This is a genomic window from Sphingomonas sp. PvP018 (assembly GCF_017876865.1).
GTDB classification, from domain to species: Bacteria; Pseudomonadota; Alphaproteobacteria; order Sphingomonadales; family Sphingomonadaceae; genus Sphingomonas; species Sphingomonas aerolata.
The window spans coordinates 1,155,085-1,177,823 of sequence record NZ_JAGIOU010000001.1; the positions used below are offsets into that span (position 1 = coordinate 1,155,085).

Sequence of the window (22,739 nt, forward strand, 5' to 3'; positions counted from 1 at the left end):
AGTCCGCTGCGGCGCGCGGTTGGCCTTTCCAGGGGCTGGGTGCGCCTCGAAGGTTCGGAAGATCGGGTGGCACGCTAACGATCAACCGATGTGCCAGACGTGACAGTATCGGGAGGGTGAACCCCATCCTCATCCGTGCGAATGCATCTTCCGCCGAGCGCACCCAAAAAGACCAACAAGAGACATAAACAATACCAGATCGACTCATCTTGATAAAAAGATTATAAAAATATCAATGCCGGTGAGCGTTTCGCAATGTCGCCCGTCATATTAGCGTAATAACAGGGGGGCGAGATCATGGTTGGGCATTCTTTCGGATCGATGTTGGTGCGGACCAGCGTCGTCGCAATCGCCGCGGTGGCAGCCACGCCGCTCGCTGCACAGTCGGCTATGGTCCGCGTCGACGTCGCGCCGCAGCCGCTGGCCCAGGCGCTGCAGACGCTGGCGCAGCAGGCCCGGGTCCAGGTCGTGTTCGATCAGGCGCGGGTCGGCACCCGCCGGTCGACCGCGCTGGCCGGGTCGATGACCGCCGCCGACGCGTTTCAGCGCCTGTTGCGCGACACTGGCCTTGCGGTCTCGCAGACCACGCAGGGCGTGTTCGTGGTGGCGGCGCAGGATAGCGCAGCCCCCGCCCCGCCCACCGGGTCCGCCCCCGTCACGCTCGACCCCACGTCCGAAACGCCAGCGCCGGCGCCGGCGGACATCATGGTCACCGGCACGCGCATCACCCGGCCCAATCTGAAGTCGGCGAGCCCGATCACCAGCATTGGTGCCGCGGAGATCAAGGCGCAGGGCGCGGTCAATCTCGAGGAGGTGACGAACCGGCTGGGTCAGGTGCAGCCCGATGCGCAACAAAACTACCAGCAGAGCAACGGCCAGCAACGCGGCGTCAAGCTGCGCGGGCTGGATTTCAACCGCACGCTGTCGCTGATCGACGGCCAGCGGATCGCCGGGACCGAATCCGTCGACACCAATTTGATCCCGGTCTCGCTGGTCGAGCGCATCGACCTGCTGACCGGCGGCGCATCCTCGGTCTATGGCTCCGACGCGATCGCGGGCGTCGTGAACTATGTGATCCGTCGCGATTTCGAAGGGTTGCAGCTCTCGGGCAATTACAGCTTCTACAATCACGACAACCGCGCCAACGCTTCAACACCCGTCGCGCAGCGTTACGGGATCGCCACACCGACGGGGCTGACCAACGATGGCGGCCGCGCGGATCTGAGCGCGACCTACGGTCACAACTTCCTCGACGACCGGCTGAATGTCTCGGTCTACGGCACCTACCGGACCGCGGACGGCATCTTCTTCCGCGATCGCGACGCGTCGGGCTGTCAGCTGCGCCGCGACACGGGCAACCCGCTGAGGGTCAACAACCTGATCTGCGGCGTGACCGCGGCGTCGCCCAACGGGACGCTGACGGCGAACGGCGTGAATTATTCGAACGTCACCGGCAGCCCCGGCGTCTTCGCGCCCGCATCGACGATTCCGGGCTATGCGAACCAGGCGGACCGGCTCGCGGCGCGTGGTTATGAGCGCTTCAACGGCGGCGGCTTCATCAACTTCAAGGCATCGCCCGCGGCCGAGTTTTCGGCGGGCGTGATGTACCTTCGCGATACATCGGAGAACCTGCTCTACGGCCCCTATGTCCAGGGCAGCTACCGGGTGAACTGCGACAATCCGCTGATGTCCGCATCGCAGGCGCAGACGATCTGCGGCGCGAATGCCGGGACCGGCGCGTCGGCACCGCTCGGTGTCCAATACGGCTTTCCGGGGCTGGCCGGCGACCGCGACAAGGAAAGCTTCAGGAACACGCAGACGCGCATCAACGCGTCGGTCCGCGGCGAGATCGCCGAGGGCTGGCGGTATGACGTCGGCGGCGTGTACAGCACGAGCCGGCAATTATGGGAGCCCGGCGGCAACCCGGTCGCCGCCAAGGTCAGCCGCGCGCTCGACGTCGTCAATGTGAACGGCGTGCCGACGTGCCGGTCGGTGGTCAACGGCACCGACCCCGCCTGCGTACCGCTCAACGTGTTCACCGCCAACAATCCCGGCAGCGCCGCGCTCAGCGACTATCTGTTCGACGAGGGGCTCGGCGTGCAGGACCTGCGCGCGAAATTCTATGACGTGACCGCCAATCTGACGGCGGACTTCACGCGCTACGGCATCCGGTCGCCATTCGCCGAACAGGGCCTGGCCGTGGCGGTCGGCGGGGAATATCGCCGGCAGGAGGAGCGGACGACGCGCAACACGCGCTTCATCGAAGTCTATGGCGGCGTGCCCGACAGCCTGACCACGCAGGACGTCGTCGAGGGCAATGCCGAAGCCCAGCTGCCGCTGGTGCAGAACGTGCCGTTCTTCAAACTGCTGCAGGTCAATGGCGGCTATCGCCTGTCGAAATACAGCACCAATCCCCAGACCTTCAACACGTGGAAGATCGAGGCGGTCTATTCGCCGAGCGAGGACGTCACGTTCCGCGTCGGCCGGAACCGGGCCGCACGGGCGCCCGGCCTGAGGGAGGCCGATCAGGTCGTCGGCTATCAGAATGCAACGATCGTCGACCCCTGTGCCAGCGTCAACGGCGTCGCGCCGAGGGCCAGCATCGAGGCGTGTCGCCTGACCGGATTGCCCGACGCGCAATATGGCAATGGTCTGGCCGCGGGTATTCCGGGCAGCCTGCGCTGCGTCGACGATGTCTGCCGCCAGCGCAACAACGGCACCCCGATCGATCCCGAGGACGCACAGACGCTGACCTATGGCCTGGTGCTGACGCCCCGTTTCCTACCGCGGTTCAGCTTCTCGGTCGACCGGTACAAGATCCGCGTCGACAACGTGATCAGCTATCTGGGTGCGAGCTTTGCAGTCGATGGCTGCGTGATCACCGGCGACCCCTATTATTGCAGCCGGCTGGTGCGCGATCCGACGACCTATCAGCTGAACGGCACGGGCACGACGGCGGGCTATATCCAGGGCGGCAATCTGAATGCGTACCGGCTCTATGCGAGCGGCTATGACTTCCAGGCGCAATATTCGGCGCGGCTCGGCGGGACGGCGGGCAAGCTCGACTTCCTGATGAACGGCACGCTGACCACCGACCAGGGCGGCCAGGCCGCACCCGATCAGCCGCGGACCAATTGCGTCGGCTATTTCGGCGGATCCTGCCCGCAGCCGACACCGCGCTGGATTCACAATGTCCGCACCACCTATTCGAGCGACGACGGAATCTTCAGCGCGTCGGTCGCGTGGCGCTATATCGGTGGCACGACCGCGGGTCAGAATGGCGGCCCGAATTCGACGCCGGCGACCGAGGTCTCCGACTTCACGCGGATCCCCGCCTATCATTATTTCGATCTGTCGCTGGGCGTGAACATCGCCAAGCGCATGACGCTGACCGCGGCGGTCAACAATATCTTCGACCGCCAGCAGCCGATCCTGACGAACACCTATGATTACGCGCTGTCGCGCGGGAACACGATCCCCCAGCGTTACGACACGCTGGGACGCCAGATCTCGATTTCGGCAACGACGCGCTTTTGATGCGCGTGGTTCCAGGGGCGATCCGCCGGCGTCGGATGAGCCTCGTCATCGCACCGTGCGTTACGGCGGCGCTGGTTACTGTTTGCCAGCCCGCGGTCGCCGGCCCCTCCCCGCTGCTGCCGCTGCCCGCGCATGCGACAGCCGGTACGGGTAGCGTCCGCATCGACGATGGTGCGCGGATCGTCGTCCCTGCCGGCGACACGGGCGCTGCCAGTGCGGCGCGGCGCGCGGTCGAGATCGTCGCCCGGACGCGCGGCATCACGCTGAGCGTGGCCGACCGCGGACCGGGGGCGATCAGTTTCATGCGGCTGCCCGCCGCAAATGGGGGGAGCAGCGAGCGATACCGGCTCGACGTGACGCCCGCGGGGATCCGCATCGCCGCGGCCACCGATGCCGGGCTGTTCTATGGCGCGATGACGCTGGCGCAGATGCTGTCCCCCGATGCGCGGTTCGGGACGGGCGTCGCGGTCCCCGTCGTGGCGATCGACGATGCCCCGCGCTTTGCGTGGCGCGGGGTGATGCTGGACGTCGCGCGCCACATGCAGCCGATCGCATCGATCGAGCGCGTCATCGACATGATGGCGCAGCACAAGCTGAATCGCCTGCAACTTCATCTGACCGATGACCAGGGCTGGCGGATCGAGATCAAGCGTCATCCCGAGCTGACGCGGATCGGCGCCTGGCGCGCCTCGTCCACGCCCAATGCGGGCGCGCCGGCGGGCCGCTATGGCGGCTTCTACACGCAGGACCAGCTGCGCGCGCTGGTCGCCTATGCCGCGGCCCGCGCGGTGACGATCGTGCCGGAGATCGACCTGCCCGGCCACGCACAGGCAGCGGTCGCCGCCTATCCGCAGATCGGCGTGACGGGAGACCGGCCGCCGGTGTCGGGCGACTGGGGCATCAACCCCTATCTGTTCAACGTCGACGATCGCAGCATCACGTTCGTCAAGCAGGTGCTCGACGAGGTCATGGCGATCTTCCCGTCGACCTATATCCATATCGGTGGTGACGAGGCGCTGAAGGAGCAGTGGCAGGCATCGGCCGCGGTCCAGGCAAAGATGCGCACGCTCGGCATCGCCGATGAAAGGGGCCTGCAGAGCTGGTTCGTCGGTCAGCTCGGCGCGCACCTCGCCAAGCGCGGGCGCCGCCTGATCGGCTGGGACGAGATCCTCGAGGGTGGGCTGCCACCGACCGCGTCGGTGATGTCATGGCGCGGCGAGGCGGGCGCGATCGAGGCGGCGAACATGGGGCACGACGTCGTGCTGTCGCCGGGCCCGGTCCTGTATCTCGACAATCTGCAAAGCGGGCGCGACGACGAGCCGCCGGGACGCATGGCGGTACAGACGCTCGCTGACGTCTATGCCTATGACCCCCTGCCCGCCGGGATTGCCGCGGCAAAGGCGCATCACGTGCTGGGGCCGCAGGCCAATCTGTGGGCCGAATATATGGTCACCCCCGCGCAGCGCGAACATGCGCTGTTTCCGCGCATCGCGGCGCTGGCGGAGATGGCCTGGTCGCCCCGCGCCGCGCGCGACTGGCCGGGCTTCCTCGTGCGGCTCGATCCCCAGCTCAACCGCTATCAGCGGCAGGGGATCGCCGCCGCGGACGGCGCCTTCGCGGTCGATTACACCGTGGTCGGCGGGGTCGGTCCGGCGGTGCGCGGCAAGACGGTCGCGATCGGCATGGCGAACCAGGCCGGCTATGGCACGATCCGCTACACGACCGATGGCGCGGCGCCGTCATCGACCTCGCGCGCCTATGCCCGACCGCTGAGCGTGGCGCCGGACACGGTGGTCCGCGCGGTGACGTTCGCACCCGACGGCCGTCCGCTCGCCGCCGTGCGCCGCTTCGATACCGCACCCGCCGCGCTGTTGACGCGCGCGAGTGCGAGCCTCGACACCTGTGCCGGCGCAGGGATCCGGCTGCGCCTGCCGCTGACGCCGGATGCGACGGGCGGCGGGCCGGCGTACAGCATGAACATCTATGACGGCTGCTGGCTGTACCGCGCCGCGCCGCTCGGACAGGTCCGGGGCATCACGGTCTCGCTCGGTCGGCTGCCGCGCAACTTCGCGCTGCGCCAGCCGCAGCGACAGATGGTCGCGTGGCGCTACAACCCGACATATTTCGGGACGCTGATGGTGCATGCGCGGACCTGCGACGGGCCCGCGCTGGCGATGGTGCCGCTGCCCGATCCGGCGACCACGCCGAACCGGTTTATACTGACCGCGCCGCTGGCGGGTGGGACGACCGACACGGACCTGTGCCTGATCGTCGCGCCGCCGGTCGGTGGACCGCTCTACGGCGTCGACACGGTACGCTTTACGCTGAAGGACATTCGATGACCGATCCCGTGCGCCCATCGCGGCGCGACGCAATCGCCTTCACGGCCGGAACGCTTGGCGCAGCGATGGCCTTTCCCGGCGGCACGTTCGCGGCCACCATTGGCGCGGCGCCCACCGGTGCGGCGCTCGTGCCCTTCGGTGCCACGCCGTCGAATCGGCAACTGGCGTGGCACCGGCTGGAACAGACCGCGTTCGTCCACTTCACGATCAATACCTTCACCGACCGCGAATGGGGCTATGGCGACGAGGATCCCGCGATCTTCGACCCCAAGCAGTTCGATGCCGACCAGATAGTGGCCGCGGCAAAGGCGGCGAACCTGCGCGGCCTGATCGTCACCGCCAAGCACCACGACGGCTTCTGCCTGTGGCCGAGCAAGTTCACGAAACACAGCATCGCGAGCAGCCCCTACAAGAACGGCAAGGGCGATATCGTCGGCGAACTGGCCGCCGCATGCCGGCGGCAGGGGCTGAAGTTCGGGATCTACCTGTCGCCCTGGGATCGCAACCATCCGGACTATGGCCGGCCCGAATACATCACCTTCTTCCGCAACCAGCTGCGCGAGCTGCTGACGCAATACGGACCGATCTACGAGGTGTTCTTCGACGGCGCGAACGGCGGCGACGGCTATTATGGTGGTGCGCGCGAAGTGCGGAAGATCGACGCGGTCCCCTATTATGACTGGCCGTCGATCATCGCCTTCGTCCACGCGCTGCAACCGATGGCCTGCACCTTCGATCCGGTCGGCGCGGACCTGCGCTGGGTCGGCAACGAGGAGGGCGAGGCCGGCGATCCGTGCTGGGCGACGATGGACGACAAGGGCTTCACCGAGGAAAAGGGCAATGCCGGCGTTCGCGGCGGCGCGATCTGGTGGCCGGCCGAGGCGGATGTCTCGACCCGCTATGGCTGGTTCTGGCACGCCTATGAGGACGGGCAGAGCCGCAGCCCCGCCAATCTGATGAAGATCTATTTCGAGACGGTCGGGCGCAGTGCCGGGCTGTTGCTCAACCTGGCCCCGGATACGCGCGGGCTGGTGACCGACGAGGATGTCGCGAATCTGACCGCGTTCGGCACGGCGATGCGCGCGATGTACGCCACCGACCTGAGCAAGGGTGCGATCGCGTCCGCGAGCAGCGTGCGCGCCGGGCATGACGCGGCGCTGGTGCTCGACGGCAATCCCGAAAGCTTCTGGGTCAGCGCCGATCGGGCGCCGGTCCCGACGCTGACGCTCGACCTGAAACAGCCAAGGCTGTTCGATGTCGTCAGGCTGGCCGAGCATCTGCCGCTCGGGCTGCGCGTCGACCGGTTCGCGATTGACGCGCAGGGCGCGACCGGCTGGACCGAAATCGCCAGCAAGCAGGGCATCGGATCGCAGCGGCTGATCCGGCTCGACGCGCCGATCACCGCGCGGCGGGTCAGGCTGCGGATCACCGCAGCCGCCGCGGCGCCGGCGATCACCGAATTCGGCGTGTATCTCGCGCCCGTGCTGCTCGATCCGCCGCACATCGTCCGCGACCGCGAGGGCGTGGTCACGCTGACCAGCGATTCCCCCGGGCTGGCGATCGCCTACACCACCGACGGCAGCGCGCCGACGATCGCATCGCCGCGCTACACGGCGCCGTTCGCGATGCGCGATGCGGGGATCGTCCAGGCGATCAGCATCCACGCGGCCAAGGGTGCGGTCAGCAGCGTGGGGCGTCGCAACTTCGACATCCGCAAGAGCGACTGGAAGATCCTGCGGGCGAGCGCGCCGCTGGCCGAGCTGCTGATCGACGAGAAGAACCGCACCGACTGGGTCGCGCCGCTGACCGGTGCGGACGGCAAGCCCTGTTCGGTGACGATCGATCTCGGACGCAGCGTCGAGCTGCGCGGGTTCGTGCTGAAGCCCGGCTGGCACGCGCCGCAGGGGGCCGGCGACCCCGCCGCCTGGCGCGTACGCATCGGTGACGACCCGGGGCTGGCCGACGCGCCGCAGGAGCAGGGCGAGTTCTCGAACATCGCCGCCAACCAGGCGCCGCAACGCCTCGCCTTCGCGCGGCCGCACCGTGGCCGCTACATCGAGATCGCCTTCAGCCGGACCGCCAAGGGCGAGACGCGGCTGGCCATCGCGGAGCTCGGGGTGCTGACGCAGTAGACCGGTCGCGGCGCGGCGTGTGATGGCGAGTAACCAAAAGCTAAGTCTTTGTTGTTTAACATAGCGCAATGTTCATATCGCTTACTGCGCGGATCGTCGCGATCGGCCTCATCGTGGTCCTGGCACTGGGGTCGCTGGCCGGGCTGCTCGCCGACGCCTCGTACCAGGCCAGCCAGAGCTTCCAATGGGCCGCCCATTCCGCGCAGGTCATCGAGACGACCGAGGCGGCGCTGAACGATCTGCGCGAGGCCGAATCGGGCCAGCGCGGGTTCGTCATCACGCGGGATCCGGCCTATGCCCGGTCCTTCGCCAAACGCCTGGACAGCGCCGCCCGGACCATCGCGCGGGTTGCGGGCCAGACCCGCGACAACCCGCGCCAGCATGCCCGTGCGCGCGAAATGGCATTGCTGATGAAGGAGCGGTCCGCCTTTCTGCGCCAGCCGCTCGACCTTGCCCGCCGGGGCAATTTTGCGGGAGCGGTCACGATCATCGCCAGCGGCCGTGGTCGCGACCTGATGGATGCGATCAGCGTGCGCGGGGAGGCCTTTCTCGAAGAGGAACGCGCGTTGCAGACCACGCGGCAGGATGCGGCGGCGCAGCGCCTGCGCCGCGGCAAGCGGCTTGCCATCTTCGGCGCGATCGCCGTCGCACTGATCGTCATCGGCGGCTTTACCTTGCTGGTGCAAGGTATCCGCCGCCCGCTGGAAACCATGTTGCGCGCGATGACCGCGCTCGGCAGCGGGGACGAGCAGACACGGATCGATACCGCGATGGGATCGCGCGAATTCAACCGCCTCGCGATCGGCTATAATGCGATGGCCGACCGGCTGGAGGGCGCGGTTTCCGATCGGGGCACGAGCGAGCGCCAGCTGCAGGTCGTCAACGCCGAGCTCGAGCGCAATACCAAGACGCTGCGCGAACGCGGCGACGTGATCGAGCTGCTCGGCGGCATGGCGCATCGCATGCAGGCCGCGCGCACCGACGACGAGCTGGCCCAGATCATCCGGGTGTTCGTACCGCAGGTCCTGCCCGACATTCCCGGCGCGCTGTACGCGCACAACAACTCGCGCAATTGCCTGGTCCCGGTCGCCAGCTGGGGAGACATCGTCGTGCCGGACGACGGCTTCGCGCCGGAGCGGTGCTGGGCACTGCGCCGCGGCCAGAGCCATTCGGTCGTGGATCCGCGCCGCGACATCGTCTGCGCGCATGTCGCCGAGGGCGAGGTCTATCACTGCGAACCGCTGCTCGCGGGCGGCGAGGTCATCGGCGTGCTCTATCTGCGCGGCCGGATCGAGGCCGAGAACCGCTTTCGGATGAACGTGCTGACCGAGAACATTGCCTCGGCGCTGGTCAACCATCGCCTGCAGCGGTCGCTGCGCGAACAGACGATCCGCGATCCGCTGACCAGCCTGTTCAATCGCCGCTACATGGAGGAGGCGCTCAAGCTGGAGATCGCCCGCGCCTCGCGGTCGGGCAATCCGCTCAGCCTGGTCATGTGCGACGTCGATCATTTCAAGCGGTTCAACGACGAGTTCGGTCACGACGCGGGGGACGCGGTGCTCCAGCAGGTCGCCGCCGAGATGCGCAGCCGGTTCCGCGACGGCGATGTCGTCTGTCGCTTCGGCGGCGAGGAGTTCACCATCATCGCGCCGGGCACGACCGCCGAGGCGCTGGCCAAGCGCGTCGATATCGTCCGGCAGGCGATCGCCGAGATCGCCGTCCGCCACGGCAACCGCGCGCTGGGATCGACCAGCATGTCGTTCGGCATCGCGACCTGGACGGACATCATGGACCGGGAGGGCGCGACACTGATCCAGGCGGCGGACATGGCGCTGTATCAATCCAAACGCGACGGCCGCAACCGCGCGACGATCAGCGCGCTCGCGGCCTGATCGGGGCGCTCCGGGGATCGATATCCTCCGCCGTACCGGGCGGTGTCAGAAGAGCTTGCGCAGGCCCAGCCTGACGGACCGGCCGACCGGATCGATATACGCCGCCTGGAACCGGTTCGGCGTCCGCCCGAGCCGATCGCGAACCGCGATACGGTCGTTGAGCAGGTTTTCGACCGTCAGCTGCAGCGTCATGTTGCTCGCCCAGGGACGTTTGACGATCTGGTCGACCTTGAGCGAGCTATAGGGCACCAGCCAGGTACGGCCTGAAAAGCGCAGATCCGACGCCGCCAGGTCGCTGCGGATCCGGGTCGGCCCCTGAAGACGGCCGTACACGCCGATGCTCGCAGCCCCGAGCGATCCGCTGAGGTTCAGCTCGGTTTCCCAGCGCGGTCGTCCGCCGGTGCCGGTCAGCGTGTCGCCATCGAGGAGATCGAGTGCCGGCCCCCCGCTCCGCAACGACAGGCGATCGTCGAGCCGCCACGTCGTAGTCATCGACATGTTGAGGTGCGGCCGGGGCCGGGGTGGCGCCGGCGGTGGCACATCCTTCGCGGCGATGCCGACGGGCGGCGTCAGCGGCGCAGGCGCACGCCCGATCGGCGTCGACAGGCTGATCGTCGCCTGCATCTTCGTTTCGCGTTCGCGGGCGATGTTGACCGGCCGCAGATCGGCGCTGACGAGCTGTCCTGCCGCATCACGCTGGAACGCCCCGGCAAATGCGGTCTGGAAGGCCGGGGTGGCACTTCCCAGCGTCGCGGTCTGATTGTCGATGCGCGTCTGGAGATAATTGAGCGTGAGCCGCAGATCGCGGGCCTTGATCGGCGACACGGCGACACCCAGCGTGACGAGCCGCCGGCGTTCCGGGTCGAGCGCGGGATTCCCGCCGGCGATCGTCGTGACGAGCACGCTGGTGCCGGTGGTGAAATCGAAAAACGGCGTGTTCGGGGTGGTCACCGTCGGGTTGGTCAGCAGCGCGATCGCCGGCGGGGTCTGCGCGGCATTGACCGAGGCGATCAGCTGGACCGGCCGCACTGGCGACCATGTCAGGCCGTAGTTGGAACTGAGCAGCCGGCCGTAATCGGACACGTCCGAGACGCCAATCATGCCGTTGACCGACAGCTGTCCGAGAAACGCGAGAACGTCCTGATTGGCAGAGGCGATCGGCAGATCCGCGTTGACGCTGGCCCCACCCGTGGTGCGCGTCAGATCGAGCGTCGTGTCGCGCAAGCCCGGCAGGCTGCCCGAACTGCTCGACCGGGCATAATCCCCCGAGAGCGTGATCTGCGCGTCGCCGGCCGGCAAGCGGACGAGCGGGCCGTTCGCGACCGCCTTTGTCAGCAATGTGCCGGTAACGGTCCGGCTGCGATCGGCCAGCCGAAGCGCCGCCGCCTCGGGACTCACGCGCGCCAACGGATCGCCCCCCGCATCGATCGCAGCCTGCAGATCGTCGATCGGCACGCCGCGTTCGGACCGCGCCACCCCTTGCACCCGGTCATAGCTGGTCGTGACGTTCCACCCCCAGCGCCGGATACTGCCCTGGACCATGCCCGATCCATGCAGTGTCAGGCTGGTGCTCCGCTGCCGGAGCACCGCATCGGGCAGGTAGCGATAGAGCAGGACATCGTCCGCAAAGGGCAGCGCGCCGCGTCCTCCCGGCACACTCAACAGCGCGGGCGCCAGGCCGTTCACGCCGATGTTACGCTGCGCCTCCATCGACAGGTTGAGCGATCCGCTCATCGTCCGCCCGATCGGCGCCGCGAGCGTTCCGTCGACCGAAATCCTGTCGCTGCGCTGCTGGAGCGAGCGATAACGCCCGATATCGGTGACCGCGGGTGCGCCGGCGCCGGCGGCATAGCCCGCCAGAGTGTCGCGCCCCACCGGGTCGTCCGGCACGGCGGCGATCGTGACCGGGGCCCCGACGAGCGCATCGAGCGCGGGATCGATACTGGCCCCGCCTATTCCCGTGACGGTGCCGCCAAGCGCATAGAGCGTGTCCGGATCGGGCAGGATCGCGCGTTCGCTCTGCAGGATCGGGTTGAGCCGAAGATGCGACAGCGTCAGCGTCGCGCGGCGCGGCCCGTCGATCCGCGCGGCGGTCACCTCGGCATAGCTTGTCTCGCCCCCGCCTTCGGTCGTGACCCCCGTGGCCTGCTGGTAGGTGACCGCGCGAAACCGCTTTTTGGTGATGAAGTTCATCACCCGGACGGTGGCCGGAAACCCGAAGCGTGCGGCCTCGGACTCGGGCAGGACCTCGATCTTCTCCATCGCCTCCTGCGGCAGGCTGTAGAGTTCGTTCATGCTCGACATGCGTCGACCGTTGAGCAGATAGACCGGATCGCCGCCGCTCGCCGACGTTGTCAGTGGTTTCAGGCGTTCGAGCAGCGTCTTGAGATCGGTCGCACCCAGCGACTGGATCCCGGCCTGATCGAGGGTCGCGGTCGGATCGATCGCCCCGACCGCGCTGCCCGCGCTCCGCTGGCCGGTGATGACGATGTCGTCGCCCGACGCCGATGCCGGCACGGGGATCGCCTGAGTCGATCCGGCCGCGGGAGAGACCACGCCGCCCCCGAGGCAGACGAGGATCGACGGGTACAGGCGGACCGGCGCGTGAACCCTCACGAACGGCGGATCGGGATGGCGGGGGGATCGATCATCGTCACACTCTCACGCAGCGGGCGAGATCGAGTGGAGCGGTATTATATGTCGGGAATAGGGCGGCTTGTGAAAGCAGGCAGGGCAGTATGCCTGAAGGCAGCGCGGTCACGCCACGGAGCGGGTCGGCAGGACGCGATCCGGCGCATCGCCGGCATGGGATGCCGCAAGACTATTGCCTATCGTCCGGGCCGGATTACGCTTCGTAACCGTAGCGCGAGATTGCGAGTCGGAGATCGATGGTCGCGCGCTGCTGCAGGTCTATCCGAGGTGATCCGCTATGGCCGTCAGGGACAAGGCTTCGATCGATACCCAGCATGCCGTTATCGTCGTGATCCGGGGCGATCCGGTCCCCGACGCCGCGATCCCGACGATCGAACTGGATCTCGCGAAATTTCAGAGCGGTCGCTGGGCGTTGCAGCTCGATGCGGCATTTGCCCGGCGCGAGGAGCCGGCGGTGATCCTGGCGCAGGGGGTCGCCTGTCTGGCGGTCGCGTGGTGGGCGCAATTGTCGCCGCGCAGCTATCTGCAGGCGATCGAGGGCGCGGTGCTGCTGTCGCCGCTGTCGGTCGGTTTCGGTCAGGAGGCGATCGCGGCGGCGGCGCGGCCAGGGCCGACAACGCGCCTGCCCTTCCCGTCGGTCGTCGCCTGTGCCCCGGGCCCGTTCATCGACCGGGTGCTGGCGCTGGCCGATCGCTGGGGCAGTCATTTCGTCGAGCGCGGATCGATCGCCGCTCCGGCGCCGACGACGCGCACCGCCACCCCGACCGAGGACGAGGCCCGGCTGATCGCGCTGCTCCCGCTGCTCGAGCACCGGGTGCCGGGCGATGCCTTCGCGCCCGGACCCCGCCCCACACGGCGCCTCCGCCGACCCGCCGCGATCGACTGAGTACGCCTGCCGTCAGCGCTGCGCCGCGAGGCCCGCCCCTCCCTACCCCCCGGTCGGCATCGTCGCCACGCTGACGAGCGCGCCGCAAGCGTGCCTCGTCGAGATCGCGCAGGTCGATCCCGCGGATTGATTGGAGCGACCGCTGGCGCCGGCGCCGTCCGCTAAACCCAGGCTTGATCGGGCAAAAGCCGCTATCGATGGCGGTCCGCGCGTCGGCGTGGCAGAGGGCGCGCTCAATTCATCCGAGGCTTCATGACCGATCTCGCTGTCCTTTACGAACATCCCGCCTGGTTCGTGCCGCTGTTCGCAGCGCTCGACGCGCGCGGCGTCGAGTTCTCGCGCGCCACGCCGGACGGGTTCTGGAACCCCGCGGACCAGACTGCGCCGGCGCGCGTCGTGTTCAACCGGATCGCGATGTCGAGCTTCCTGCGCAGTGACGAGCATCCGATCTTCGACACGATGGCGATGCTCGATCACTGGCGCCGCACCGGCGCGCGCGTGATCAACGGCGCCGACGTGCTCGCGATCGACGCCTCCAAGGCGCGGCAATTGTCGCTGATCGCGTCGCTCGGCCTCGCGATTCCCGAGACGCGCGTCGTCCACCGCGCCGCCGACGCGGTCGCCGCGGCGCAGGCGCTCCGCTTCCCGCTGGTCGTGAAGGCCAATATTGGTGGATCGGGCGCGGGGATCATCCGCTTCGACAGCCTCGACGAACTCCGCACTGCGGTTACCGACAATGGCCTGCCGAGCAGCGTCGACGGCGTGTTGCTGGTGCAGGAATATGTCCCCGTCCGGGGTGGCGCGATCACCCGGATCGAGACGCTCGACCGCAAGTTCCTCTATGCGATCGACGTCGCGGGCGGCGGCGCGTTCGATCTCTGCCCCGCGGACGCGTGCGTCGTCCCCGGCTCGGGCATCAAGATGGCCGCGGTCGAGCCGTCGCAGGTGCTGAAAGATGCCGCCGAGGCGATCGCGCGCGCGGTCGATCTCGATGTCGGCGGTGTCGAGGTGATGATCGACGACCGCGACGGCGTCGCGCGCTTCTACGACATCAACGCGCTGTCCAATTTCGTCGCCAAGCCGCTCGACGTCCTCGGCTGGGATCCGCATGACCGGCTCGTCGATTACCTGATCGAACAGATTGGGAAGACTCGTTGATGCGCTATGGCTATTGGACTCCGGTTTTCGGCGGCTGGCTTCGTAACGTCCCTGACGAGGGGATGGAGGCGAGCTGGGCCTATACCAAGGCGCTGACGCAAAATGCGGAGCGCTGGGGCTATGACCTGACGCTGATCGCCGAGCTCAACCTCAACGACATCAAGGGCGTAGAACAGCCCGCGCTCGATGCGTGGTCGACCGCGGCGGCGCTCGCGGCGGTGACCGACAGCATCGAGCTGATGGTCGCGGTGCGCCCCAATTTTCACCACCCGGCGCTGTTCGCCAAGGCGGCGGCCAATATCGACCGGATCTCAGGCGGGCGGCTCGCGCTCAACGTCGTATCGTCCTGGTGGGCGGACGAGGCGAAGCAATATGGCCTGCAGTTCGACCAGCATGACGATCGCTACGCGCGCACCGACGAATGGCTGTCGGTCGTCGACGGGCTGTGGACCGAGGAGCGGTTCAGCTTTGCCGGGCAATTCTACACCACCGAGCAGGCGATCTGTTCGCCCAAGCCCGCCAAGCGCCCGACCGTCTATGCCGGCGGCGAGAGCGAGAAGGCGAAGGCGATGATCGCGGCCAAGTGCGACGCCTATGTCATGCACGGCGACCCGGCCGACGCGATCGCGCCGAAGATCGCCGACATGGCAGCACGACGCGAAGCCGCGGGCGGTGCGCCGATGCAGTATGGTATGGCCGCCTATGCGATCGTCCGTGACAGCGAGGCCGAGGCAAAGCGCGAACTCGAGCGCATCACCAGCGTCACCGAACTGCCCGCGGGCTATGCCAATTTCGACCAGTGGCTGTCGGGCACGCAGCTCGAACGCGAGTTGAAGATCCAGGAATATTCGGTCTCCAACCGCGGGCTGCGCCCCAATCTGGTCGGCACGCCCGAACAGCTGAAGGAGCGGATCGCGGAGTATGAAGCCGCCGGGCTCGACCTGCTGCTGCTCCAGATGAGCCCGCAGGCCGAGGAAATGGAGCGGTTCGCGGTGCAGGTGATGGGGTCCGCATGATCCGCCTGCGCGACGTTTCCAAAACCTATCCGGCGAGCGATGCGGCCGCGCTCGACGGCGTGTCGCTGGAGATCCCGGCGCGCGGTGTGTTCGGGGTGATCGGTCAATCCGGCGCGGGCAAGTCGACGCTGATCCGGCTGATCAATGCGCTCGAACGGCCGACGTCCGGGCGCGTCGAGGTCGACGGCATCGACGTCGCAGGCCTGTCGGCCGCGGATCTGCGCGCGCTCCGGCGGCGGATCGGCATGATCTTCCAGAATTTCGGGCTGCTCTCCTCGCGGACGGTCGCGGCGAACGTCGCCTTCCCGCTGGTGCTCGCCGGCGTCGCAAAGGCGACGCGCGAGAGCAAGGTCGCCGCGTTGCTGGACCGGGTCGGCCTGTCCGATCACGCCGCCAAATACCCCGCCCAGCTGTCGGGCGGGCAGAAGCAGCGCGTCGGTATCGCGCGCGCGCTCGCCACCGACCCCGACATCCTGCTGTGCGACGAGGCGACCAGCGCGCTCGACCCCGAAACCACGCGCTCGGTGCTGACGCTGCTGCGCGACCTCAACCGCGACCTCGGGCTGACGATCGTCCTGATCACGCACGAGATGGACGTCGTCCGCTACGTCTGCGACCGCGTCGCGGTGCTCGAACGCGGCCAGGTCGTCGAGACCGGCACCGTCACCGACATCTTCGCCAACGCCGAGCATCCGGCGACCCGGCGCATGCTCCAATCCCTCTCTCATCGGGAACGGGACGGCGCCGCGTCTTTTGCGGACGAAGAGCGGGTGCGATGATCATAACCAGCCCCGCCCTGAAGGTCCTGAGATCCACTCCAAGCCCGTCATCCCCGCGCAGGCGGGGATCCAGACCCGCAACCTCGGCGATCCGATCGAAGCGTCTTCCAGTCTGGGTTCCCGCCTCCGCGGGAATGACGGCCGGGATGCGTCGTGTCGCGCGCCTGCCGCTTACTGGCCTGCCGATCTCCCCGACAGGTAACGGCTGATGACCTTCTTCGAAAATGTCGACTGGTCCGATATCGGCCAGGCGTGCCTCGACACGCTCATCATGCTCGGCGGGTCGCTGGTGCTGACGATCCTGCTCGGCCTGCCGCTCGGCGTGCTGCTGTATCTGACCGGCAAGGGGCGGCTGATCGAGAACCGGCTCGCCAACGGCGCGCTCGGGATCGCCGTCAACATCCTGCGCTCGGTGCCGTTCATCATCCTGCTGATCGTGATGATCCCGCTGACCGTGCTGCTGGTCGGCACGTCGCTGGGCGTCGCGGGCGCGATCCCGCCGCTGGTGGTGGGGGCCGCGCCCTTCTACGCACGCCTCGTCGAGGGATCGCTGAAGGAGATCGACCGGACGACGATCGAGGCGGTGCAGGCGATGGGCGCGACGACCCGCCAGATCGTCACCCGCGCGCTGATTCCCGAGGCGATGCCGGGGCTGATCTCCGGCGCCACCGTCACCGCGGTCGCGCTCGTCTCGTTCACCGCGATGGCAGGCGTGGTTGGTGCCGGCGGGCTCGGCGATCTCGCGATCCGCTTCGGCTATCAGCGCTTCCAGACCGACGTGATGGTCGTCACCGTCGTCCTGCTGGTCGTCCTCGTCCAGATCATCCAATATGCCGGCGACGCGCTCGCCCGCCACTTTACCCGCCGCTGATCCAACGATTCTAGGAAATGCCATGAACCGCCGCACGCTTCTCGCCTCGCTCTCGCTGCTCGCGCTCGCCGCATGCGGTGGCGCCAAGACGGATGACGGCACGGCGCTGACCGTCGCCGCGACCGCGGTGCCGCATGCCGAGATCCTCGAATCGATCAAGCCCGCGCTCGCCAAGCAGGGCGTCGACCTCAAGATCCGCGTCTTCAACGATTACGTGCAGCCCAACCTCCAGGTCGAGCAGAAGCAGATCGACGTCAGCTATTTCGAGACCAAGCCCTATCTCGACGAGTTCAACGCCTCGCGCGGCACGCATCTGGTTCCCTATGCGGGTGTCCATGTCGAGCCGCTGGGCGCCTATTCGCGCAAGTGGAAGACGATCGCGCAGGTGCCGAACGGCGCGACCGTCGCGATCCCGAACGAGCCGAGCAATGGCGGCCGCGCGCTGTTGCTGTTGCAGAAGGCCGGGCTGATCACGCTGAAAAACCCGACCAACCCGCTGTCGAGCCTCAACGACATTGCGACCAACCCCAAGACCCTCAAGTTCAAGGAGCTGGAGGGCGCCACCCTGCCCCGCACGCTCGGCGAGGTCGATCTGGCGCTGATCAACACCAATTATGCGCTCGACGCGAAGCTCAACCCGGTGCGCGACGCGCTCGCGATCGAGGACAAGAACAGCCCCTATGTCAATTTCGTCGTCGGCCTGCCCGGTGGCGACAAGGATCCGCGCGTCGTCAAGCTGATCGCCGCGCTGCGAAGCCCCGAGACGCGGCGCTTCATCGCGGATCGTTATGCGGGCGCGGTGCTGCCCGCGTTCTGAGCCGCGGTGACGAACGGATCGCTGCACGTCATCCGTCCGGGCGCGTCGACCCGCCCCGAGACGCGGCGCCGATAGGTCGGCGCCGACGCCGCCGTGATCGCGACGTCGTACCAGCCATGGCTGTTGCGGAGCGGCCAGCGGTAGCGCGCGTCGACCAGCCTGGTCGTCAGCGGCGCCGCCCCGATGCGTTCGACCTGCGCGACCAGTCCGTGCGCGCGGTGTCCGGCGGGTAGCACTAACGCCAGCTCGGTCGGTGTCGTGCGCCAGACGAGCTGCGACATCAACGCCGGGTCATTGCGATGCCCCGTGAAATGCCGGTGGAAACCGTTGGGGCCGAGCACCCAGAGGTCATAGCGCCCCTCCGCGTCGTATCCCCATTGCCCGTCGAGCGTGTGCCCGGGCTCGACCGTGAAGCGGCGGGGCGGCTGGTTCAGGCCCCGGCGGTCATAGACATGGAACACCGCGGCCTGCGTGCCGTCGGCCGCGAAGTGCAGCCGGATCGCGTCACCCGTGATCGTCTCGCCGACGCGCAGCGCATAGGGTAGCGGGCGGGACCGGCGGATGCCAGGCTCCTGCCACGGGAGCGACGCGTCGATTGGTGCCTGCGGGCTGACCTGCCGCGGGATCGCCGCGGCGCGCGCGGCATCGGTGCGCGGATCGGGCATCGCGGCGAAGGGCGCGACGTCGGCGGCGGTGAAGTCGAACGCCGAGGTCAGGTCGCCGCAGACCGCGCGGCGCCACGGCGCGATATTGGGCTCGTGGACATCGAACCGTCGTTCGAGGAAGCGGATCACCGAACTGTGGTCGAACACCTGCGAATTGACCCACCCGCCCCGGCTCCACGGCGAGACGACGTACATCGGCACGCGCGGCCCCAGGCCATAGGCGCGGCCGCGATAGGCGGGGAGGTCGAGCGCTGCGTCGCCCTTGCTCGGGTTGAGGTGATAGCTGCCGGTCGGATCGACCGTCGATCCGCCCAGCAGCGTGCCGTCGGCAGCGCGCGACGGCGGCGCGGGCGGCGGCACATGATCGAAAAAGCCGTCATTCTCGTCGAACATGACGAACAAGGCGGTCCGCGCCCAGATTTTCGGGTCCGCGGTGAGCGCGTCGAGCAGCTCGGCGGTATAGGCCGCACCCTGTGCCGGGCTCGACGGACCGGGATGCTCGGATCCCTTCGCGGTGGCGATGACATACGACACCTGTGGCAGTCGCCCGGCCAGCACGTCGGCGCGCAGCGCGTCGAGCCCGCGCGTCGTCAGCGCCCGGTCGCGCAGGTCCGCGTCGCCAGCCGCATGATGCGCCGCGCGGAAGGCGGCGAACCCGACCAGCGGGTTGTCGGTGAAATTGTCCGCCATGTCCTGATAGATGCGCCAGTCGACCCCCTTGGCCTGCAACCGCTCGACCACCGTGGTCCAGCGATAGGGGTCGGGATCGCCGCCATCCGCCGGGAAACTGTCATGCGAATTGCCGATCGCCGGACCGCCCTGCGTGCCGCCGGGATCGTTGGTGCCGCTCCACAGGAACAGCCGGTTCGTGTTGGTCCCCGTCTGCACCGAGCAATGATAGGCGTCGCACAGCGTGAACGCCTCGGCGAGCGCGAACTGGAACGGCAGATCCTCGCGCCGGTAATGGCCCATCGCGCGCTGGCTCTTCGCCTCGGGCCAGTGCGCCATCCGCCCCTCGTCCCAGCCGCGCTGCGCATCGGGCCAGCTGTGCGGCGTCCCCTCCATCCGCATCAGGTCGAAATTGGTGCGGGTGGCGAGATGGAAGGGCAGCACGGTCCGCGCGCCGCCCGGTGCGGTCCGGTCGCGCTGATACCAGACCGGCGCCGCCGCCCCGCCCGCAGACGGTGCGGGCACGGGGATCGGCAACCGGTCGGCAAAGCCGCGGACGCCGCGCAACGTGCCGAAATAATGATCGAACCCGCGATTTTCCTGCATCAGGATGACGACATGCTCGACATCCATGATCGAGCCCGTCTTCACATCGGGCGCAATCGCCGCCGCACGCGCGATCGCCGCAGGAAACGCGGACAGCGCGGCCCCGGTGACGCCTGCACCGAGCAGTGTACGACGCGAAACATCGGTCATCGGGGCAACCCACAGGAGAAGCGCATGGTCCGCAAACGCCCGCGGACCATGCCCGGTTCAGATCGGCAGTCGAGCGATAGCGGCGACGGCGTGTTCATCCAGGATCGCTAAAGCCGACAGGTTGCACGAGCGTGACATGCGATCGTCGACGATGTCCGTAACAGGTTCTCTGCTGGTCAGCGGCCAAAGCCATCGCTGCCCTGTCCGCGCCGACGTCTGCGCGCGGCATGGACGGCGTCGGCCGTGCGGCTGTGCCCGCGGCGTTCCGCCCGGACCATCTGCCCGACGCGTTTGCCGTGGATCATCAGCGGCAACCCGAGCAGCGCGAGCGGGAAGAAGAGGAGCATGAGCGGCGATCCGTCGACCGCCATGCACAGCGCACAGGAGACGGCCATCAGCGCGAAGCCGCCCGCCTTCCATTGCAGGTCGCGCCGCGTCATGCCGCCTGCCTCCGCACGCGCGTCGCGACGGGATCGCCGATCACGAGGGTGCCGGCGGCCGCCAGCAGCCGCGCGATGCCGCCGTCCTGGTCGTGGCACAGCACGATGTCGGCGGGGAAATCGGCTTCGCGGGCGAGCGCCTGCGCCAGACCGCCAACCTCGAAGTCGAGCCCGATCGCGGGATCGTGCAGCCGCGCTGCAGCGGCGCGGGCGCGGCCGATCAGCGCCGGCGCATCGGCGACGCCCTGCCCCTCGATCGCGGTGAAGCCGAGCGCGCGGGCGTAACGCACAGTTTCGATCAGCAGCGTCCCGCATGCACAGTCGGCATCGACGATCCGGACCGCGTGGCGATGCCGTTCGCGCAGATCGGCGAGCGCCGCCGCGATATGCGGCCAGCGCGGATCGCGCGTCGCGCGGCGTGCGCAGGCTCGGGTCATGGTGGCGGGCATGTCCGCCTTCGCTTCAGCCGTGGCGCCGAGTGCCGGGGTCACACGCCCGTGGCCCGCCTTGTTCTGGCCGAGAGGAATGACGCGCCCGCGTGCGCGGGGCTCCGGCGTGGGTTCAGACGACATGTTCGCGCTTTTGCCTGTGTGATCGGGCGTCCAGGCGCCCGCAAACCCGAATTACGAACCGCGGCATAGGGATTCGAGAGCGATTCCCCGAAACCCCATAGTGGCGCCATAGTGGGCGCAACGGCTCGTCGCATTTCAGTGCGTGGTCGCTGGAGTGGCGCGGACGCGGGGCCGCCAGCGCTCGCTGACCGCGATACCGTCGAACAGGTGATGCCCGAGTAGCACCATGACACTGCCCGCGCTCGCCCCCAGAAAGCCGATCGCGGCGAGCGCGAAGGCCAACGCACCCGCGGCGTGAGGGGAAAGCGCGAGGGCGGACAGCCGCCACACGGCGATGTACGCCATTGCGCAGAGGAGAAGTCCCACCGCGCGCAGACCAAGATCCGCGCGCCGCGAACGATGCCACGCTGCCATGCCACTCTCCTTGTCGTGGCCCTCCAGCTATCGGCCGCGGCATAGCAATTCGAGAGCGATCCCGGCCTTTTGCGTAGCGGGGGCATAGGGTTGGGCAGTTTTCTCGCATGCGGCGGCCGCCGCGGGGGCCCCGGAAGGGGGTGTCTGCCCGCGCGGTTTGTGCGTAAACCCCCGGCATGAACCGACCCGAAATCCTGATCCCCGCCCCCATGCTGCCGAGCGTCCTCGACGCGCTGGGCGAGCGGTTCGTCGTGCACCGGCTATGGGAGCAGGAAGACCCCGACGCGTTCCTCGCGACGGTGGCGCCGCGCGTCCGCGGGCTTGCGGCGAGTTCGCTCGCGGGGCGGATCGACGCGTCGTGGTACGACCGGCTGCCCGCGCTCGAAATCGTCGCCAATTTCGGCGTGGGCTATGACGGGATCGACGCGGATGCCGCGGCGGCGCGCGGCATCGTCGTGACCAATACGCCCGGTGTGCTGGACGAGGAGGTCGCCGATCTGACCATCGGGCTGCTGCTGGCGACGCTGCGCGGGATCCCGCAGGCCGATCGCCATGTCCGCGACGGTGCCTGGGCGGAACAGTCGTTTCCGCTGTCGCCGAGCCTGCGCGGACGGCGGATCGGGATTCTGGGGCTCGGCGCGATCGGCAAGGCGGTGGCGCGGCGGCTCGAGGCGTTCGACGTGCCGATCGCCTATCATGGCCGGTCGCGGCAGGCGGATATCGGCTATGACTATCACGACACGCCGGTCGCGCTGGCCGCGGCGTGCGACGTGCTGATCACGATCGTGCCCGGCGGTCAGGGGACGCAGCATCTGGTCGACGCCGCGGTGCTCGAGGCGCTGGGCGCGCAGGGCGTGTTCATCAACGTCGCTCGCGGCAGCGTCGTCGATCAGGACGCGCTGATCGCAGCGTTGCAGCAGGGCACGATCCTCGCCGCCGGGCTCGACGTCTATGAAGACGAGCCCAATGTCCCCGCCAGCCTGCGAGCGCTGCCGAACACGGTGCTGCTGCCGCATATCGGCTCGGCGTCGAAGCGGACGCGCGCGGCGATGGGCGGGCTGGTCGTCGACAATCTGCGCGCGTGGTTCGAGACCGGCCGCGCGCTCACCCCCGTCGCGGAGACGCCCAACCCCGGCTGAGC

Annotated in this window: 16 protein-coding genes; 11 read left to right on the plus strand and 5 right to left on the minus strand. The window is 68.3% G+C overall.

Features of this window, described 5'->3' with window-relative positions:
• Window positions 1-297: 297 nt before the first annotated feature.
• The 4 genes from J3A66_RS04780 (at window position 298) to J3A66_RS04795 (ending at window position 9,903) form a co-directional block, all read left to right on the plus strand.
• Window positions 298-3,537 (plus strand): TonB-dependent receptor, encoded by a 3,240-nt coding sequence (locus tag J3A66_RS04780; protein WP_209567522.1) that lies wholly within the window; start codon window positions 298-300, stop codon window positions 3,535-3,537.
• The gene (locus J3A66_RS04785) at window positions 3,537-5,879 is read left to right on the plus strand and encodes a family 20 glycosylhydrolase (RefSeq protein ID WP_209567524.1); all 2,343 of its coding nucleotides are present in this window, start codon (window positions 3,537-3,539) and stop codon (window positions 5,877-5,879) included. The genes J3A66_RS04780 and J3A66_RS04785 overlap by 1 nt, the downstream gene beginning before the upstream one ends.
• On the plus strand, window positions 5,876-8,011 hold the full coding sequence (locus J3A66_RS04790) for an alpha-L-fucosidase (protein WP_209567526.1): 2,136 nt from the start codon (window positions 5,876-5,878) through the stop codon (window positions 8,009-8,011). Before J3A66_RS04785 ends, J3A66_RS04790 begins: the two co-directional genes overlap by 4 nt.
• Before the next feature lie 68 nt (window positions 8,012-8,079).
• Window positions 8,080-9,903, plus strand: coding sequence for a diguanylate cyclase (locus tag J3A66_RS04795; RefSeq protein WP_192098381.1), 1,824 nt, complete (start codon window positions 8,080-8,082; stop codon window positions 9,901-9,903).
• Window positions 9,904-9,948: 45 nt separating this feature from the next.
• Here J3A66_RS04795 and J3A66_RS04800 read toward each other — a convergent pair whose 3' ends face one another.
• Window positions 9,949-12,519, minus strand: coding sequence for a TonB-dependent receptor (locus J3A66_RS04800; RefSeq protein ID WP_348633990.1), 2,571 nt, complete (start codon window positions 12,517-12,519; stop codon window positions 9,949-9,951).
• Between the two features lie 313 nt (window positions 12,520-12,832).
• Between J3A66_RS04800 and J3A66_RS04805 the strand changes: the two genes are divergently transcribed.
• The 6 genes from J3A66_RS04805 (at window position 12,833) to J3A66_RS04830 (ending at window position 18,082) form a co-directional block, all read left to right on the plus strand.
• A complete protein-coding gene (locus J3A66_RS04805; RefSeq protein WP_166747731.1) occupies window positions 12,833-13,441 on the plus strand; it encodes an alpha/beta hydrolase in 609 nt (202 codons plus the stop codon).
• Between the two features lie 252 nt (window positions 13,442-13,693).
• On the plus strand, window positions 13,694-14,599 hold the full coding sequence (locus J3A66_RS04810) for an alpha-L-glutamate ligase (RefSeq protein WP_209567529.1): 906 nt from the start codon (window positions 13,694-13,696) through the stop codon (window positions 14,597-14,599).
• Window positions 14,599-15,615 carry an LLM class flavin-dependent oxidoreductase gene (locus J3A66_RS04815; RefSeq protein WP_209567531.1) on the plus strand — a complete coding sequence of 339 codons (1,017 nt, stop codon included), beginning with the start codon at window positions 14,599-14,601 and terminating at the stop codon, window positions 15,613-15,615. The genes J3A66_RS04810 and J3A66_RS04815 overlap by 1 nt, the downstream gene beginning before the upstream one ends.
• Window positions 15,612-16,394 carry an ATP-binding cassette domain-containing protein gene (locus J3A66_RS04820; protein WP_209567532.1) on the plus strand — a complete coding sequence of 261 codons (783 nt, stop codon included), beginning with the start codon at window positions 15,612-15,614 and terminating at the stop codon, window positions 16,392-16,394. Before J3A66_RS04815 ends, J3A66_RS04820 begins: the two co-directional genes overlap by 4 nt.
• A 208-nt stretch (window positions 16,395-16,602) precedes the next feature.
• On the plus strand, window positions 16,603-17,265 hold the full coding sequence (locus J3A66_RS04825; protein ID WP_107932587.1) for a methionine ABC transporter permease: 663 nt from the start codon (window positions 16,603-16,605) through the stop codon (window positions 17,263-17,265).
• 22 nt (window positions 17,266-17,287) lie between these two features.
• Window positions 17,288-18,082: a MetQ/NlpA family ABC transporter substrate-binding protein gene (locus J3A66_RS04830; RefSeq protein WP_159511013.1), complete on the plus strand. Its 795-nt coding sequence runs from the start codon at window positions 17,288-17,290 to the stop codon at window positions 18,080-18,082.
• Here J3A66_RS04830 and J3A66_RS04835 read toward each other — a convergent pair.
• The 4 genes from J3A66_RS04835 to J3A66_RS04850 all read right to left on the minus strand — a co-directional run bounded on the left by J3A66_RS04835 (window position 18,052) and on the right by J3A66_RS04850 (window position 21,598).
• Window positions 18,052-20,172, minus strand: a complete 2,121-nt coding sequence (locus J3A66_RS04835) for a phospholipase C, phosphocholine-specific (RefSeq protein ID WP_209567535.1) — start codon at window positions 20,170-20,172, stop codon at window positions 18,052-18,054. The genes J3A66_RS04830 and J3A66_RS04835 overlap by 31 nt on opposite strands.
• 176 nt (window positions 20,173-20,348) lie before the next feature.
• Window positions 20,349-20,612: a hypothetical protein gene (locus tag J3A66_RS04840; RefSeq protein ID WP_209567537.1), complete on the minus strand. Its 264-nt coding sequence runs from the start codon at window positions 20,610-20,612 to the stop codon at window positions 20,349-20,351.
• Window positions 20,609-21,184, minus strand: coding sequence for an SAM-dependent methyltransferase (locus tag J3A66_RS04845; RefSeq protein WP_245336700.1), 576 nt, complete (start codon window positions 21,182-21,184; stop codon window positions 20,609-20,611). The genes J3A66_RS04840 and J3A66_RS04845 overlap by 4 nt, the downstream gene beginning before the upstream one ends.
• Window positions 21,185-21,319: 135 nt before the next feature.
• The gene (locus tag J3A66_RS04850; protein ID WP_128082125.1) at window positions 21,320-21,598 is read right to left on the minus strand and encodes a hypothetical protein; all 279 of its coding nucleotides are present in this window, start codon (window positions 21,596-21,598) and stop codon (window positions 21,320-21,322) included.
• A gap of 176 nt (window positions 21,599-21,774) precedes the next feature.
• On the opposite strand from J3A66_RS04850, the gene J3A66_RS04855 reads away from it, so the two are divergent.
• A complete protein-coding gene (locus tag J3A66_RS04855; protein WP_209567539.1) occupies window positions 21,775-22,737 on the plus strand; it encodes a 2-hydroxyacid dehydrogenase in 963 nt (320 codons plus the stop codon).
• Window positions 22,738-22,739: the final 2 nt, after the last annotated feature.